Source organism: Brucella sp. IR068, from assembly GCF_049065885.1.
Lineage (GTDB): Bacteria > Pseudomonadota > Alphaproteobacteria > Rhizobiales > Rhizobiaceae > Brucella > Brucella intermedia.
In genome coordinates, this window is the sequence record NZ_JBAKHE010000009.1 from 140,026 (window position 1) to 154,360 (window position 14,335).

A 14,335-nucleotide genomic window follows, 5' to 3' on the forward strand; every position below is an offset into this window, starting at 1 on the left:
AATAGGAAAACCTCAGTTTTCGTCCATGCTCGTCACGGATTCAAGAAAAACGGCCCCCGGAGGGGCCGTTTCTATCCCAACTATTTCTTGCGCGGCACCTTCGGCACCGAGGACTTGGTCACCGAAGACTTCGAGGACGTTTTTGGCGCCGGTTCGTCCTTGCCCGCCAGCACTTTTTCCTTTTCAGCCTTCTTCGGAGCAGCCTTCTTGCGTTGCAACTGCTTCTTTTCAGCCGGAATGTCCTTTTTCGGACTGACCGGCTTGTCGGCGACACTTTCCAACGACAGATCGGTTTTTCCGTCAGGCTTGGTTACCACGTCCACGCGAACCGTGCCGCCGTGCTTGAGTTTTCCGAACAGCACTTCATCGGCCAATGGCTTCTTGATGTGCTCCTGGATAACCCGGCCCAGCGGACGTGCACCCATGCGCTCGTCGTATCCCTTGTCAGCCAGCCAGGAGATTGCACCTTCGGTCAGTTCGAAAGTCACACCGCGTTCAGCAAGCTGTGCTTCAAGCTGAAGCACAAACTTCTGCACTACCTGATGGATAACCGGAACCGGCAGCGGGCCGAACGGAATGATCGCATCCAGTCGGTTACGGAATTCCGGCGTAAACAGACGGTTGATCGCTTCCATGTCATCGCCTTCGCGACGTGTGGAACCAAAACCGATTGCTGCCCTGGCCATATCCGACGCACCGGCGTTGGTGGTCATGATCAGGATCACGTTGCGGAAGTCGATCTTCTTGCCGTTATGATCGGTCAGCGAGCCATGATCCATTACCTGCAACAGGATGTTGAACAGGTCCGGATGCGCCTTCTCGATTTCATCGAGCAGCAGCACGCAATGCGGATGCTGATCGACCCCATCTGTCAGAAGACCGCCCTGATCGAATCCGACATAGCCGGGAGGGGCACCAATAAGCCGCGAGACGGTATGGCGCTCCATATATTCCGACATATCGAAACGCAACAGTTCGACACCGAGCGAACTTGCCAGTTGCTTGGCGACTTCCGTCTTGCCGACGCCAGTAGGGCCGGAGAACAGATAAGAGCCGATTGGCTTGTCCGGTTCACGCAGTCCTGCACGGGCGAGCTTGATTGAGGCCGACAGAGCTTCGATTGCCAGATCCTGACCATAGACGACGCGCTTCAGCTCTGCATCCAGATGTGACAGAACCTGTTCGTCATCCTTCGACACCGATTTCGGTGGGATACGGGCCATCGTTGCGATTGTCGCTTCGATTTCCTTTACGCCGATGGTCTTCTTGCGCTTGTTCTCGGGCAAGAGCATCTGGCTGGCGCCCGTTTCGTCAATCACGTCGATTGCCTTGTCAGGCAGCTTGCGATCCGAAATATAACGCGCAGACAATTCCACCGCCGTCTTAATGGCATCGACGGTGTACTTGACCTTGTGGAAATCCTCGAAGTAAGGCTTCAGCCCCTTCATGATTTCAATCGCATCCGGGATCGAAGGCTCGTTGACGTCGATCTTTTGGAAACGACGCACCAAGGCGCGATCTTTCTCGAAGAACTGACGATATTCCTTATAGGTGGTGGATCCGATGCAGCGGATAGCGCCCGACGAAAGCGCAGGCTTCAACAGGTTCGACGCGTCCATTGCGCCTCCTGAGGTAGCGCCAGCGCCGATGACCGTGTGAATTTCGTCGATGAACAGGACCGCACCCGGATACTCCTCGAGTTCCTTGACGACCTGCTTCAGGCGTTCTTCAAAGTCACCACGATAACGGGTGCCAGCCAGAAGCGTACCCATGTCGAGCGAAAAGATCGTCGCGTCGGCCAACGCCTCGGGCACCTGCCCTTCAACGATCCGCTTGGCGAGACCCTCGGCGATGGCGGTTTTGCCAACACCCGGATCGCCCACATAAAGCGGATTGTTCTTCGAACGGCGGCAAAGCACCTGAATGGTACGGCTGATTTCGCTGTCACGTCCGATCAGTGGATCGATGCGACCAGCCTTGGCTTTCTCATTGAGATTGACGCAGTAAGCTGACAGCGCGTCCTGCTTTTTCTTCGCGCTCTCCTCCTGCTCAGTGCTTGTCCGTTCTTCGCTCGGGCTCTCCGCGCCGCGCGGCGGACGGGTTTCGCTGCTCTGCGGACGTTTGGAAATGCCGTGCGAAATATAATTCACGGCGTCGTAACGGGTCATCTGCTGTTCCTGGAGGAAATAGGCAGCATGGCTTTCCCGTTCCGCAAAGATGGCAACCAGCACGTTCGCGCCAGTCACTTCCTCACGGTTCGAGGACTGCACATGGATGACCGCACGCTGGATGACCCGCTGAAACGCAGCAGTGGGTTTGGAATCTTCGTCATAACCCGTGACCAGGTTATCAAGTTCGCGATCAATATAATCGGTAACGATACGCTTGAGATGCTCAAGGTCGACGCTGCAGGCACGCATCACTGCGCCCGCATCCTGATCGTCGATCAAGGCAAGCAAAAGGTGTTCGAGCGTCGCATATTCGTGATGCCGCTCGTTTGCTATTGTGAGGGCTTGATGCAGAGCCCTTTCAAGGCTTGGGGAGAACGATGGCATATGACCTCACTTTTTCTCCATCACGCATTGCAGCGGATGCTGGTTTTGGCGGGCGAAATCCATGACCTGGCTGACTTTGGTTTCGGCGACTTCGTATGTAAATACGCCGCACTCGCCGACCCCGTGATTGTGAACATGCAGCATGATGCGCGTGGCATCATCCCGGTTCTTCTGGAAAAACCGCTGCAGGACATGAACGACGAACTCCATGGGTGTGTAGTCGTCGTTGAGGAGCAGGACACGATAGAGGCTGGGTTTCTTGGTCTTCGGCTGCGTGCGCGTGACCACAACGGTGCCGTTTTCCGGACCCTTCCCGCCGTCGGTCTTGCTTTGCATGACTATATCGAGATGCCTCATGAAACCTATTACCCGGATGCCCATCTGCCTGGCCCAACTTGCCCTATTATGTAGGTCGTCATGTGGTGATTTTAAGCCCTTCACTGGCACTTGCAACCGGGACTTATTGCAATAACGCGGCTTGACACAGTTATATGGTATCTCGAATTGAAGGGCGTTCTTTATAAAATAGCGGTCTAAATGCCTGAGTTCTCAAATACAGACCGGGCTAACTGTCCCCCAAAAAACTCCACCCTATAGAAAGCGGAATACAAATTGCCATTTCGACCTATGGAAAAAAATACTATTTTGCACATATAATCAGAACGATAATAGGTGCATTTTATATAATATTAGAAAGCAACTTTTTAACACACACTTATTTCAAGTCGCTGCCCCTCCCCTCCTATACGATAAGGCAGCAGTAAAAATTAGACTCGCGAAAGCGGGTTTTTTTGTTGTTATCGCTCCCTCCGCCACGAAAGGGGGATTCCCGTTCAATGACACATCTGCGTGAACGCCGAAAGGGGCCCTATCGATACCCGCTACCGGTCCCGTTGCCCTCTCCCTAATTTTTCCGAAATTTATGAACAATGCGGTTACCATAAACGGATTGGTAACGCTGATGGCATTAGGATCACCGAATTAGACGCTGTGTGCCTTTTGTGCCGCAGTTTAAAAAATCCGGGATACAGGTAGGTCATCATCGTGCGTACCGCATTTAGTAAAGTCGCATATGCCTTGAAAAGAGCGGCACAAGCCACCCTTCTTCTTGCAGTTGTAACGGGGTGTTCGACAGCTTCGACAACAATACCGGCGATAGCGGCGGGTGACCGATACGCAGCCATCGTAATTGATGCGAACACCGGCAAGACGCTGTTCGCCTCGAATGCGGATGCACAGCGCTATCCTGCCTCTCTCACCAAGATGATGACCCTCTACATGCTGTTCGAGGCTATGCAGGCAGGTCGCATGAGCAAGGACACGCGTATCCCCGTTTCCGCTTATGCGGCTGCGCGTCCGCCCACCAAAATCGGTTTCCGCCCCGGACAAAGTATCCGCGCTGAAGATGCCGCACTGGCCATGATCACGAAATCTGCCAACGACGTAGCGACAGCGGTTGGAGAATATCTTGGGGGCTCGGAAGAACGCTTTGCCCAGATGATGACCGCAAAGGCGCGCCGTCTCGGCATGCGCAACACGACTTTCCGTAACGCGTCGGGCTTGCCGAACATGGCGCAGCATACAACTGCACGTGACATGGCAATCCTCAGCATTGCGCTTCGCCAGCATTTCCCGAATGAATTCTCCTATTTCTCGCGCCGCAGCTTCGTTTTCCGCGGCCAGACCATCAATGGTCACAACCGTTTGCTCGGTCGCGTTGAAGGCGTGGACGGCATCAAGACCGGCTATACCAATGCCTCCGGCTATAATCTGGCCTCATCGGTCAGTCTCGACGGCCGTCGGCTCGTGGCAGTCGTGATGGGCGGCAATACCGGCGCAAGCCGTGACGCCCATATGGCGCAGCTCATTCGCAAATATCTTCCTATGGCGACACGTAGCCGTAACGCTGCTCCGCTCGTAGCTATGCGCAACGATGCTCCGCAGGTAGTCGCCTCGGTCGATCTTCCAAAAGCGAAGAACGCGCCTGTTCCGGTGACACGCGAGGCCGCGGCTGTGGAAGATTTCATCAACAATGAAAGCGGCGAAGGCGACAGCGAACAGCCGCAGGTTCTGGCGCTCGCAGCTCCAACGGCACGCCCTGCGGCGCTCGCCGCACAGGCTGCGATCCGTCCAACGCCAAAGGCAGCTGTTCCATCAGCGCAGGCTCAGGACGTCGATCCGGTTACAACCGCATCTGCGCCCGCCGCTGGCGGCTGGGCCATCCAGATCGGCTCCCTGCCAAGCGAAGGCCAGGCACGTGACATGCTGGCCAAGGCGTCTGCCACGGCAGGCGGCACCCTGCGCGCAGCGTCTCCCTATACCGAGACGTTCAGCAAGGGCAGCGCAACTTTCTACCGCGCCCGCTTTGTCGGCTTCTCTTCCAAGCAGGCTGCATGGGACGCATGCGCCTCGCTCAAGAAGAAAAATTTCGGCTGCTATGCGGTCGCGAACTAATCGATAACGAGGAGGCTCGCCTCCTCGTTGCCAGCTTCAAACCCGAATTTGTAGTGCGTAGAGGGTTTCGAGATGTCAAATATGAGAGAAACTTTCGGTCAGTCTCCGTTCAAAACTGTCGACTGGACACCGGATGAAGGTAAGGCATCAGCGCTCGGCGCGCTGTTCTCGGTGCAAGGCCTCAAGCAGGCCGCATTGCGAATCGCGGATGTAAGGCGCGGTACCGGCTTTCAGACCCGCGATCTGGTCGGACTGCTCGTCTGCCATGCGGCGCGCAACAAGCGCCTGGTTCAACCGCGTGCGTCCATGCGCATGACCTTGCCAGTGAATTTCGATAGGGTTTCAGTCCGTCTGACGATAGAAAACTGAAACTTCACAGATAGAACGAAAAGGCCCTGCCGTTTAAAAGCAGGGCCTTTTTCATGGATAGGTCATCTCTACAGCAATCCGAGCGCCGCCAGTTCCTGCCGCAATTCTGCCGGTAAGGCAGCCCTGGCTGCCTTACCGGCGGACTCGTCACGCGGGACTTCATTGTCATTCAGATAGCGCCAACCCTGGAACGCACGGCGCGGCTGCCACTCGGTCGGAATGACCTTGGGCTCCAAAACCAGATGACAACGATTGATACCCTGCTCATCCGTGAACGGGCGCACATCCAGCAAACGCTGACGGCATTGGACATTGCCCTTGATAACCCAGTAGAGCGAGCCGCCCTCCAGCAGTTCGTCGATCCGCTTGGGTACCATCCTCGTTGTATGGAACTGTTCCGGCACGAGGCCGGCAGCGCGCTGTTCCGCCAGGCGAAAATCGATCCAAGCCGCAAGATCTTCGATACTGTCGCAGCCGACGCAAAGTTTAACGAGATTGAGAGCCATACAGGTGATTTAGCCAAGACGAATGCGAGCTTCAAGCCGGGGCACCGCATTCTGCCAAGAATTGCTGATCAACAGGCGACCACGTTCACCGCGAGACCGCCTTGACTGGTCTCCTTGTAACGCTCGCTCATATCGTGGCCGGTCTGACGCATCGTCTCAATACAGGCATCCAGCGGAACAAAATGCTTGCCGTCGCCCTTTACGGCGAGCGAAGCGGCAGTGACGGCCTTTACCGCGCCGAGCGCGTTACGCTCGATGCACGGCACCTGAACAAGCCCGGCAACCGGATCGCAGGTCATGCCCAAGTGGTGTTCAAGCGCTATTTCGGCGGCGTTTTCAATCTGTTCGGGCGACCCACCGAACACGGCTGCGAGACCGGCTGCGGCCATGGCCGATGCGGAACCCACCTCGCCCTGACAACCGACTTCCGCGCCTGAAATCGACGCGTTGTGCTTGATGACCCCGCCTATCGCGGCAGAAGTCAGGAGAAAATCCCTTATGCCCTTCTGATCGGCATCATCATGAAAATGCAGGTAATAGCGCAGAACTGCCGGCACGACACCAGCGGCACCGTTGGTGGGAGCAGTGACTACCCTGCCGCCCGACGCATTTTCCTCGTTGACGGCCATCGCATAAACGGAAAGCCAGTCATTGGCCAGCAGCGGGTTGCTGCGGTTATTGCGCCAGTCGTCCTGTAGCTTGTCGTGAAGCTGACGCGCACGACGGCGAACATTCAAGCCACCGGGCATCACACCGTCGCGGCTCAATCCCCGCTCGATGCAGCCGCGCATGGCACCCCAGATGCGATCAAGCCCGTCATCCAGATCGCCGCGGGCCATATGCTTTTCTTCATTGGCTCGCTTCATTTCAGCAATCGACAGCCCACTATCATGGGCCATCTCAAGCATTTCGGCAGCATTTCGGAATGGGAACGGCACGTCGGCCTTATCGTCCTGCTTCGCTCCACTGCGCTGAACGCGGCTCAGTTCTTCTTCCGTCACGACAAAGCCGCCGCCGATGGAAAAATATGCGCGACGCAGCAAGAGATTGTCGTCGGCGTCAAATGCGGAAAAGGCCATGCCATTGGCATGTCCCGGCAAAGGTGTCTTCCGATCCAGCACAAGATCGACTTTCGGATCGAAGTGGTAGACTGGATGCCCTTGCGGGTTCACCTTCTTCTCAGCAAAGACCTTTTCGACTTCAACATCCATGATGTCGGGGTCAATCGTATCCGGCAGATGGCCACATAGCCCCAGGATAACGGCGCGGTCCGTTGCATGCCCTACACCTGTATAAGCAAGAGAGCCATGCAGGCTCGCTTTCAGACGGTGAATTTTAGAATGTGCCGGCCTTGGCCAGTTCCCGCCGATCACCTCGTTGAGAAACATGCGAGCAGCCGTCATCGGGCCCATCGTATGAGAACTGGAAGGCCCAATGCCAATCTTGTAAAGATCGAAAACCGACAGAAACATTCCACACCTTCTGCAGCCGTCATAAGGCTGATTGATTCCTGGTCGCAGCGCCGCTCGCGATTTGCCCGATCATCCATATTAGACAAAAATGGGCAAAAAGTCGCTAACGCGGAATCCGCGCATTCCTATCAGATAGTTGTAGGAAAGGATCAACGCAAACGGAATGCCGAAATGCGGCATCAAATTTCCGGAATACGCAATGCCGCCTGACTTCTAGACGGAGAACAGATAGGCCATGAGAATGACAGCAGCGAGACCAATGACTGCCCAGAGCGTAACGCCCCAGCAGGATTTTTGAACGGTTTCGTCCATGGAAATTTTGGCAACCTTGTTGTGCAACTCTTCTACACAGCGCCCTTCACAACGCTGTTACCGATCATATAGCTTCGTGATCACCGGAACGCAACGATGAAAAACGGCTGAAATGCGGCGTCGAATTCCACGCGCCGGGCACACAATCCGACTATACATTTATTATCAAACGGTTACCGGACGATAACGTTAATGAAAGCTTTAAAGTGACGGCGAAAATGCGGCATCAGGGTTGAGGCAAAAGCATATCTGTCTTGCCAGCCAGCCCATAAGCGGCCAGTCCTACCCACTCCCGCATGGCCACGCTGAACCGCGAAAGCGCTTCATTCGGGGATTCGAGATAAAGGGCAAAGTGCTCGCTGGCGCGCGTCTTGAAGTCCACCGGCCAGGCCACAACGTCGAACCCTGCCTTGCGAAAACATCCGATGGACCGCGGCATATGATATGCCGAAGTGACCAGAAGCCACGTTTCACCCGGCTTCGGTTGAGCCAATTCCTTGGAGAAAACCGCGTTCTCGACGGTATTTCGAGATTTGTTTTCAAAAATATAGCGCTCGCCGGAAAAGCCAAGATCGGCAAGCATCTGCCGGGTACTATCCGCTTCTTTGGCGGATTTTTCAAAGAATGCGCCCTCGCCGCCAGATATAATGACCTTGGCGTCGGGGTGTAGTCGTGCCAGCCGCATTGCTTCAAAAATGCGATCAGCCGCGCTATTCAATTCAAAGCCTTTGCGACCCGCATTGATTTCGCCATTCATATAGCCGCCCAGCACGACGATCCCGTCCACACGTTGCGGCATCGCATCAAGCTTTGCGAAACGGTCTTCCAAAGGAGCCAGCAGAACGGCACCCAACGTCGTAAAGGCGGCAAGAAACAGCGTGGCCAGTGACAGCGCCAGCAGCGCCATGCTGAAACCGCGCATACCTCGCCAGATGGCGAGAAAAGCAATCAACACGAGAACAGATATTATCGTAACGGGTTGAAAAAACAGCCAAAAAATTTTCGACAGACTATAAAACAACCAAGCTCTCCAATATCTGCCATCTACCTGCGCCAGCGCCAGCACGAATCCGTGTGCTTCCGCATACTATAGAGTTGCAAATGGCTGTGTTAGAGATTTGCCGGGAATCGAAAAACGCCGGACATCGCTATCCAGCCGGAAGGAACCATGTCTAACATCACCCACCAGGATACCGCACCCTCGTCCCGGGTTCGCCTTGGGCGCATCGACATTGCACGCGGAATTGCGCTGATCGCGATGGCGATCTACCACTTTGGCTGGGATCTCGAGTTCTTCGGCTATATGGCGCCAGCAACGACTGCTCACGGCGGATGGAAACTTTTCGCGCGCTGCATCGCGTCGAGCTTCCTGTTTCTGGTGGGCTTTAGCCTTGTCCTGGCGCATGGCAACATAATCCGCTGGAAGCCTATGGCGAAACGGCTGGCTCAGATCGTTGTAGCGGCGGCGGCGATTTCAGCCCTCACATGGTATATATCTCCGGACAGTTTCATTTTCTTTGGCATCTTGCACCAGATCGCTCTGGCAAGTGTCCTCGGCCTTCTGTTTCTGCGCCTGCCCGCCATTGCAACCTTGATCGTTGCGGTATTCGTCATCAGCGCTCCGCTTTTTGCGCGGGCTGATATTTTCAATCATCCAGCGTTGAGTTGGGTGGGGCTTTCGACCGTAACGCTGCGCTCCAACGATTACGTACCGCTGTTTCCATGGTTCGGCGCAGTCCTTGTCGGAATAGCTGCCGCACGGGTTTTCCAGCGCTTCGGCTGGCTGCAGCTTTTGGCTGACGGGATCAAACCACACTTTCTTGAAAAGCCGCTGACCTTCATAGGCAGGCACAGCCTGGCCTTCTATCTCATTCATCAGCCTGTGCTGATCGCAATGGTTTACTTGTTCTCGCAGCTCCTGCCCCCGGCACAGCCGACGCCGCGAGAAGCCTTCACGCAGTCCTGCGTCGCTGCATGCCTGCAAAACGGCAGCGAACGGCTATGTCAGCAGTTCTGCGGCTGTGTGGTGACGGAACTCGACAAGGCGAAACTGTTCGACGATGTCTTCAGCGGCAAAATCGATCAGGACAACAACAGCACGGTTCAAGCCATCGCACAAATGTGCTCTCCAGTGCCCGACGCTCAGTAGGTCAACTCAGGTATTGACGCCCAGTTCGGCGAGGCGCTCGATGCAGGACTCTTCGATCTGATCGAGTTCGCCCAGTGTCTCTTCAATGTCACGCCGCTTCTGCCGAAGATCAGCGCGTTTTTCCTCGACGCGCTTCATGAGCAGTTTCAGCTGCCCCGTTTCCCCAGGCGGCTCGCGATACATCTGGATGATCTCGTGAATTTCCGCGATGGAAAACCCAAGCCGCTTGCCGCGCAGAATCTGCTTCACCAGATGGCGATCGGCCGGGCGGAACAATCGCGTACGGCCACGTCTCACAGGAGCGATCAAGCCCTCATCTTCATAAAAGCGCAAAGTACGGGTTGAAATACCGAACTCGCGCGTCAGCTCCGTGATCGTATAATATTCGCGCACCAAAACATTTCTGCCTTATATCAAGCGGACCATGCTCCAAACCAAATTGGATTCAGAGCTTAAGTTGTGCTCCCGCATTTACGTAAAAGTCAATATGCAAGCGATGTAAACTACAATTCGGTTAGCTAGAATTTGGACGAAGGCGGGATGGTCAACGCGATTTGTCAATCTCGGCGACAAGTGCGGTTGATAACAGCATTGTTCTAAAAAATCCCGCAATTGCGTTGGTTTCACCGCTTTCCGGCTTGCCATCATATTGCCGCTCATGCGTTATGAACTTGCGGAAACCAGCTACGAACGGCGATTCATGCGGCGCTCTATAAAATTTACTTTGATCGGACTTGTCGTCATCGCCGTGATAGGAGCGAGCCCCTTTGCCGTGGAAGCAATCGTGGTCAAGATTGGAGAAGGCTCGATTCGCCAGCTCGCAAGGGATGGCAATTTCTGCAAAACTGACCAATGCGACGAAGGCATGAACTACGCGCTAGGTTTTCTCGAAACCAATTATGGGCTGTCGCCTCATGACGTCAAATGGTGTATGGGCGTCGATGTCATTTCACATTATGAGTTGCCATTCGGTAACGCACTGAAAACTTCAATAACGGACCGAATGTACCAACGGTGTGGCGACCCGAAACAGGACGAGCCACCTGGAGATTACTCGGATGAATAGAGACGCTCTTCATGAAGCGAATTGTGCGCATCGGCGCCTGGGTGATACTTCTCGCCATTCTGGCGGTTACGATCAGCCCGATCAATTTCCGCCCCGTTACCGGCGAACCAGCCGATCTCGAAAGGTTTGGGGCTTTCTTTCTGGTCGGCGCTTTGTTTGCGCTAGCCTACCCACGCCGTTGGATGGGCGTTCTTTTGCTGACGGTCGGCTGTGCGGCGCTTTTTGAACTGATGCAGCGTCTTGCTCCCGGACGGCATGGGGAGTTCATAGATTTCGTTTTCAAGGCTGCCGGAGCAGTGTTCGGCATCGCCGTCGGCTATGGCCTCAGCCTCATCCGCCCTTTTCGGCAAAACACCTGATCAGGCGGGAATAGCCTGTAGCCTGTCCAGCGCGGATTCACGCATGAATTCCAGATGAATAGAGCGCAGAAGTGCAGCCAGATCGTCATTGGCCGCAGCGTATCGGCTGGCACGTGTGGCCTCGCACATAAGGGCTGATATTTCTGCCGCTCCCCACCGCTTCCGCCCGGCGGCCACGGCTCGCCATGCCTCAATGGCAACAATCAAGGGTGCATGCGTAGCATCGCTCAATCCGGCAGAGCGCAACAGCGCAGCAAGAGCCGCAGGACGACCTCCGGAAATAATCGCACAAATCCGCGCGTCATCGAGGTCGGAAAGCGCAGCCAGCAGGCTGGCAAAAAAATCTATACGTCCGCCTGCAACGGCGCGAATGACAAAGCTGGTTGTAATCTCCCCGCGCAGACGCAGATGCTCGACCAGCGCCGGGAGTTCTTCCTGCGAACAGGTTTCCGCCAGATGCATCGATGCGCGAACTGTAGCATCTCCGACGATTTTATCGGCGCGACGTTCGCCCAATAGCATCTTCACCAGCGGGAGGGCCTGCAGGACCTCCCCCACTTTCACAGCCAGCAGATGACGGCATTCCGCCGGAAGATGCGGATGAGATAGCAGAGCCTCGCGCACCACAGCATCATGTCCACAGCGTTCGCTCATGCGCCGGAACGAAACGGAAGCGATCCGGGCGCAACTGTTAAAGAGAATTTCGGCAACCGCGTCGTTACTTCCGACTTCTGCAATTGCTGCTGAAACTGCGGATGAAACATGAGGTCGCGCGGCGATCAAAACCTGCATTGTTGGCGCCCCATAGGCCACACGATCGATCAGATCGGCGTCGCTGAGAAGCGTTGAGCGCGCGAGGATATAGCCCGCAACCCCCGGCTGGTCAGCGGCAAGCGCCGTTACAATATGCAGCGGAGAATGCACACTGGTGGAGAGCACATCTGCCATCGCCATACGAACTTTCGGAGAAGGATCATCAAGTAAAAGCGTCAACGCCGCTTCTGCCTGCGCGCGCACCTGATCTGGCTGGTGCTGGTCGATACATTGTCTGGCCAGATGTGCGGCCCGGACAACACGCGCAGATACCGGCTCGCAACGACCAACAAGCGCATCTTTTTCGATATACATTCTGGCCCCGCTCCAGATCGTTCTTGTATTCGAAAAGCTTAAATTAAAATGGTTTACGAGCGGTTTACCATGTTTGTTAACCGCATTGTCGCAGCATGGAACCGAACGCACCCTTCCTCGTTGTACCGTTATAAAACGTAACGGAGACTCCAAATGGCTGATGAAAAGATCACCAACGACATCCAGCAGGCGCTCGAAAAGCAGATCGCTGACATGCGCAGTGAACTGAAACGTCTTTCCAAATCGCTGGCGTCCCAATCCGGTGACCTGAGGGAACGTGCGGAAGATGCGCTGGACGATGCATCCGGTCGTTTCCGTAACGCGGCGCAAGCGGTGCGTGAACGTGGCCAGGTGGTAGCCGAAACAGTGCGCGAGAATCCCGGTACGGCTACAACGCTCTTCGGAACCGCCGGTATTATCGGCATCCTCATCGGCGTCGCGATTGGTTGCGCCATTTCCGACCGACGTTAACCGCAAAATTCACAATACTGTGCCCGCGCTTTTATCCAAGGCGCGGGCTTTTACACGCGCTCTTTACGGGATGGACACGGTCTGCTAGCTCCACCCTACTGGCAATTCGCCACCGGTCGCAGCCTACCCGGTCAAAACAAGGACAAGCGCAATCATGCGCTGTAGGACTGCGACGTGGCTTGAAACAAAGGCACGTAAATGTCTGAAAAGACCATATATTCCGACCTCAAGCAGCTCGGCTCCCAAGCTTCTGTGCCGCAGAATCCGGAAGATGCCGTCCTTGAACGGGTTGCAAATCCGCAAGCGGGAACACCTTATTGCGTCCGTTTCACCGCGCCCGAATTCACCTCGCTTTGCCCGATGACGGGTCAGCCTGATTTCGCGCATCTCGTGATCGACTACGTCCCCGGGCATTGGCTCGTGGAGAGCAAATCCCTGAAACTCTTCCTGTTCTCATTTCGTAATCACGGCGCATTCCACGAAGATTGCACCGTGACCATCGGCAAGCGGCTCGTCGACCTGCTGGAACCTGAATGGCTCAGGATCGGCGGTTACTGGTATCCGCGCGGCGGCATTCCAATCGACGTCTTCTTCCAGACCGGAGCGGCGCCCCAGAATGTCTGGATACCGGAACAGGGCGTCCCGAACTATCGCGGCAGAGGGTGATCGGCCTATATCGGTTGTCGCCGAATGTTGCGATCCCTATTATAAAGGCTAGCGACATGGCCGCGTGAAAGTCTCTTGAAAGGACCTCCATGAAAAACTTAGCTATTCTGATTTCTCTGGTGGTTCTTGCCGGATGTGGGGGAGCCGGCAAGGCCGCGATGGACACGGGTAAGAGCTTCGATCGATTCGCCTGCATGTCGCGAAATTTCAAGGGAGAGCCACCCTGTCCGCCGCAGGAAGGCACAAGCCAGCCAGCCCAATAAAACCAGAGAGGAGGCCTGTCATGGCTATCGAACCCAAGGATGTTCTGGACTTCTGGTTTTCGCCCCGGATGCGGGAAAACTGGTTCAGCAAAAGTGACGAGATCGACGCTGAAATTCGCGAGAAATTTCTGGCTGCTTACGAAGATGCGCGTGCCGACAAACTGGAGCAGTGGAAACAGCAACCGGAAAGCGCTCTGGCGCTCACCATTCTTTTTGATCAGTTTCCGCGCAATATGTTTCGCGGCTCTCCACGCTCATTCGAAAGCGACGGGCTGGCCCGCGATGTGGCGGCGCAGGCGCTCGACCATGATTTCGATCGGCAGCTATCGCCTGACCAGCGCCAGTTCTTCTATTTGCCCTTCATGCATAGCGAACATCTGAACGACCAGAAGCGCTGCGTCGATCTCTATGAAAAGCTTGGCGACGAGTTCTCGCTCGGCTTCGCCCGTCAGCATCACGACATCATTGAGCGCTTTGGCCGCTTCCCGCATCGCAACAAGGTGCTGGGGCGCGATACGACCCATGAGGAAGCTGAATTCCTCAAGGAACATGCTGGCTTCTGACC

General features: G+C 55.4%; 15 protein-coding genes. 8 read left to right on the forward strand and 7 right to left on the reverse strand.

Features of this window, described 5'->3' with window-relative positions; genetic code table 11:
* Positions 1-80 precede the first annotated feature (80 nt).
* Positions 81-2,555 (reverse strand): ATP-dependent Clp protease ATP-binding subunit ClpA, encoded by a 2,475-nt coding sequence (gene clpA / locus ACOWVS_RS16155; RefSeq protein ID WP_021585248.1) that lies wholly within the window; start codon positions 2,553-2,555, stop codon positions 81-83.
* 6 nt (positions 2,556-2,561) lie between these two features.
* Positions 2,562-2,891, reverse strand: a complete 330-nt coding sequence (gene clpS / locus ACOWVS_RS16160) for an ATP-dependent Clp protease adapter ClpS (RefSeq protein ID WP_075041977.1) — start codon at positions 2,889-2,891, stop codon at positions 2,562-2,564.
* Between the two features lie 708 nt (positions 2,892-3,599).
* Between clpS and ACOWVS_RS16165 the strand changes: the two genes are divergently transcribed.
* The gene (locus tag ACOWVS_RS16165) at positions 3,600-5,009 is read left to right on the forward strand and encodes a D-alanyl-D-alanine carboxypeptidase family protein (protein WP_025089495.1); all 1,410 of its coding nucleotides are present in this window, start codon (positions 3,600-3,602) and stop codon (positions 5,007-5,009) included.
* A gap of 72 nt (positions 5,010-5,081) precedes the next feature.
* Positions 5,082-5,378 carry a hypothetical protein gene (locus ACOWVS_RS16170; RefSeq protein ID WP_006466964.1) on the forward strand — a complete coding sequence of 99 codons (297 nt, stop codon included), beginning with the start codon at positions 5,082-5,084 and terminating at the stop codon, positions 5,376-5,378.
* 68 nt (positions 5,379-5,446) lie between these two features.
* Here the strand turns inward: ACOWVS_RS16170 and ACOWVS_RS16175 are convergent, their stop codons facing one another.
* The 3 genes from ACOWVS_RS16175 to ACOWVS_RS16185 all read right to left on the reverse strand — a co-directional run bounded on the left by ACOWVS_RS16175 (position 5,447) and on the right by ACOWVS_RS16185 (position 8,689).
* Positions 5,447-5,884: a DUF1489 family protein gene (locus ACOWVS_RS16175; RefSeq protein WP_021585252.1), complete on the reverse strand. Its 438-nt coding sequence runs from the start codon at positions 5,882-5,884 to the stop codon at positions 5,447-5,449.
* A gap of 68 nt (positions 5,885-5,952) precedes the next feature.
* The gene (locus ACOWVS_RS16180; protein WP_021585253.1) at positions 5,953-7,356 is read right to left on the reverse strand and encodes an L-serine ammonia-lyase; all 1,404 of its coding nucleotides are present in this window, start codon (positions 7,354-7,356) and stop codon (positions 5,953-5,955) included.
* Positions 7,357-7,894: 538 nt separating this feature from the next.
* Complete coding sequence (locus tag ACOWVS_RS16185) at positions 7,895-8,689, reverse strand: YdcF family protein (protein WP_021585255.1); 795 nt, start codon at positions 8,687-8,689, stop codon at positions 7,895-7,897.
* Positions 8,690-8,836: 147 nt separating this feature from the next.
* On the opposite strand from ACOWVS_RS16185, the gene ACOWVS_RS16190 reads away from it, so the two are divergent.
* Positions 8,837-9,817 (forward strand): heparan-alpha-glucosaminide N-acetyltransferase, encoded by a 981-nt coding sequence (locus ACOWVS_RS16190; protein WP_021585256.1) that lies wholly within the window; start codon positions 8,837-8,839, stop codon positions 9,815-9,817.
* Between the two features lie 6 nt (positions 9,818-9,823).
* Here ACOWVS_RS16190 and ACOWVS_RS16195 read toward each other — a convergent pair whose 3' ends face one another.
* The gene (locus ACOWVS_RS16195; protein WP_006471625.1) at positions 9,824-10,210 is read right to left on the reverse strand and encodes a MerR family transcriptional regulator; all 387 of its coding nucleotides are present in this window, start codon (positions 10,208-10,210) and stop codon (positions 9,824-9,826) included.
* Between the two features lie 307 nt (positions 10,211-10,517).
* Here ACOWVS_RS16195 and ACOWVS_RS16200 point away from each other — a divergent pair, with 307 nt between their 5' ends.
* Both ACOWVS_RS16200 and ACOWVS_RS16205 read left to right on the forward strand, forming a co-directional pair.
* The gene (locus tag ACOWVS_RS16200; protein ID WP_021585257.1) at positions 10,518-10,883 is read left to right on the forward strand and encodes a hypothetical protein; all 366 of its coding nucleotides are present in this window, start codon (positions 10,518-10,520) and stop codon (positions 10,881-10,883) included.
* 11 nt (positions 10,884-10,894) lie between these two features.
* Positions 10,895-11,242, forward strand: coding sequence for a VanZ family protein (locus ACOWVS_RS16205; RefSeq protein ID WP_006466973.1), 348 nt, complete (start codon positions 10,895-10,897; stop codon positions 11,240-11,242).
* Here the strand turns inward: ACOWVS_RS16205 and ACOWVS_RS16210 are convergent, their stop codons facing one another.
* Positions 11,243-12,370, reverse strand: coding sequence for a DUF2336 domain-containing protein (locus ACOWVS_RS16210; protein ID WP_021585258.1), 1,128 nt, complete (start codon positions 12,368-12,370; stop codon positions 11,243-11,245).
* Between the two features lie 153 nt (positions 12,371-12,523).
* Between ACOWVS_RS16210 and ACOWVS_RS16215 the strand changes: the two genes are divergently transcribed.
* From ACOWVS_RS16215 to ACOWVS_RS16225, 3 genes are all read left to right on the forward strand, one after another.
* Positions 12,524-12,841: a DUF883 family protein gene (locus ACOWVS_RS16215; protein WP_006466974.1), complete on the forward strand. Its 318-nt coding sequence runs from the start codon at positions 12,524-12,526 to the stop codon at positions 12,839-12,841.
* A gap of 198 nt (positions 12,842-13,039) precedes the next feature.
* On the forward strand, positions 13,040-13,507 hold the full coding sequence (queF, locus tag ACOWVS_RS16220; protein WP_021585259.1) for a preQ(1) synthase: 468 nt from the start codon (positions 13,040-13,042) through the stop codon (positions 13,505-13,507).
* 283 nt (positions 13,508-13,790) lie between these two features.
* Positions 13,791-14,333 carry a DUF924 family protein gene (locus ACOWVS_RS16225; protein ID WP_021585260.1) on the forward strand — a complete coding sequence of 181 codons (543 nt, stop codon included), beginning with the start codon at positions 13,791-13,793 and terminating at the stop codon, positions 14,331-14,333.
* Positions 14,334-14,335: the final 2 nt, after the last annotated feature.

Excerpts from the sequence above, each read along its gene's own strand:
- clpA (WP_021585248.1), bottom strand. The coding sequence starts at position 2,555 with ATGCCATCGTTCTCCCCAAGCCTTGAAAGGGCTCTGCATCAAGCCCTC.
- clpS (WP_075041977.1), bottom strand. The coding sequence starts at position 2,891 with ATGCAAAGCAAGACCGACGGCGGGAAGGGTCCGGAAAACGGCACCGTT.
- ACOWVS_RS16170 (WP_006466964.1), top strand. The coding sequence starts at position 5,082 with ATGTCAAATATGAGAGAAACTTTCGGTCAGTCTCCGTTCAAAACTGTC.
- ACOWVS_RS16175 (WP_021585252.1), bottom strand. The coding sequence starts at position 5,884 with ATGGCTCTCAATCTCGTTAAACTTTGCGTCGGCTGCGACAGTATCGAA.
- ACOWVS_RS16180 (WP_021585253.1), bottom strand. The coding sequence starts at position 7,356 with ATGTTTCTGTCGGTTTTCGATCTTTACAAGATTGGCATTGGGCCTTCC.
- ACOWVS_RS16190 (WP_021585256.1), top strand. The coding sequence starts at position 8,837 with ATGTCTAACATCACCCACCAGGATACCGCACCCTCGTCCCGGGTTCGC.
- ACOWVS_RS16200 (WP_021585257.1), top strand. The coding sequence starts at position 10,518 with ATGCGGCGCTCTATAAAATTTACTTTGATCGGACTTGTCGTCATCGCC.
- ACOWVS_RS16205 (WP_006466973.1), top strand. The coding sequence starts at position 10,895 with ATGAAGCGAATTGTGCGCATCGGCGCCTGGGTGATACTTCTCGCCATT.
- ACOWVS_RS16210 (WP_021585258.1), bottom strand. The coding sequence starts at position 12,370 with ATGTATATCGAAAAAGATGCGCTTGTTGGTCGTTGCGAGCCGGTATCT.
- ACOWVS_RS16215 (WP_006466974.1), top strand. The coding sequence starts at position 12,524 with ATGGCTGATGAAAAGATCACCAACGACATCCAGCAGGCGCTCGAAAAG.
- queF (WP_021585259.1), top strand. The coding sequence starts at position 13,040 with ATGTCTGAAAAGACCATATATTCCGACCTCAAGCAGCTCGGCTCCCAA.
- ACOWVS_RS16225 (WP_021585260.1), top strand. The coding sequence starts at position 13,791 with ATGGCTATCGAACCCAAGGATGTTCTGGACTTCTGGTTTTCGCCCCGG.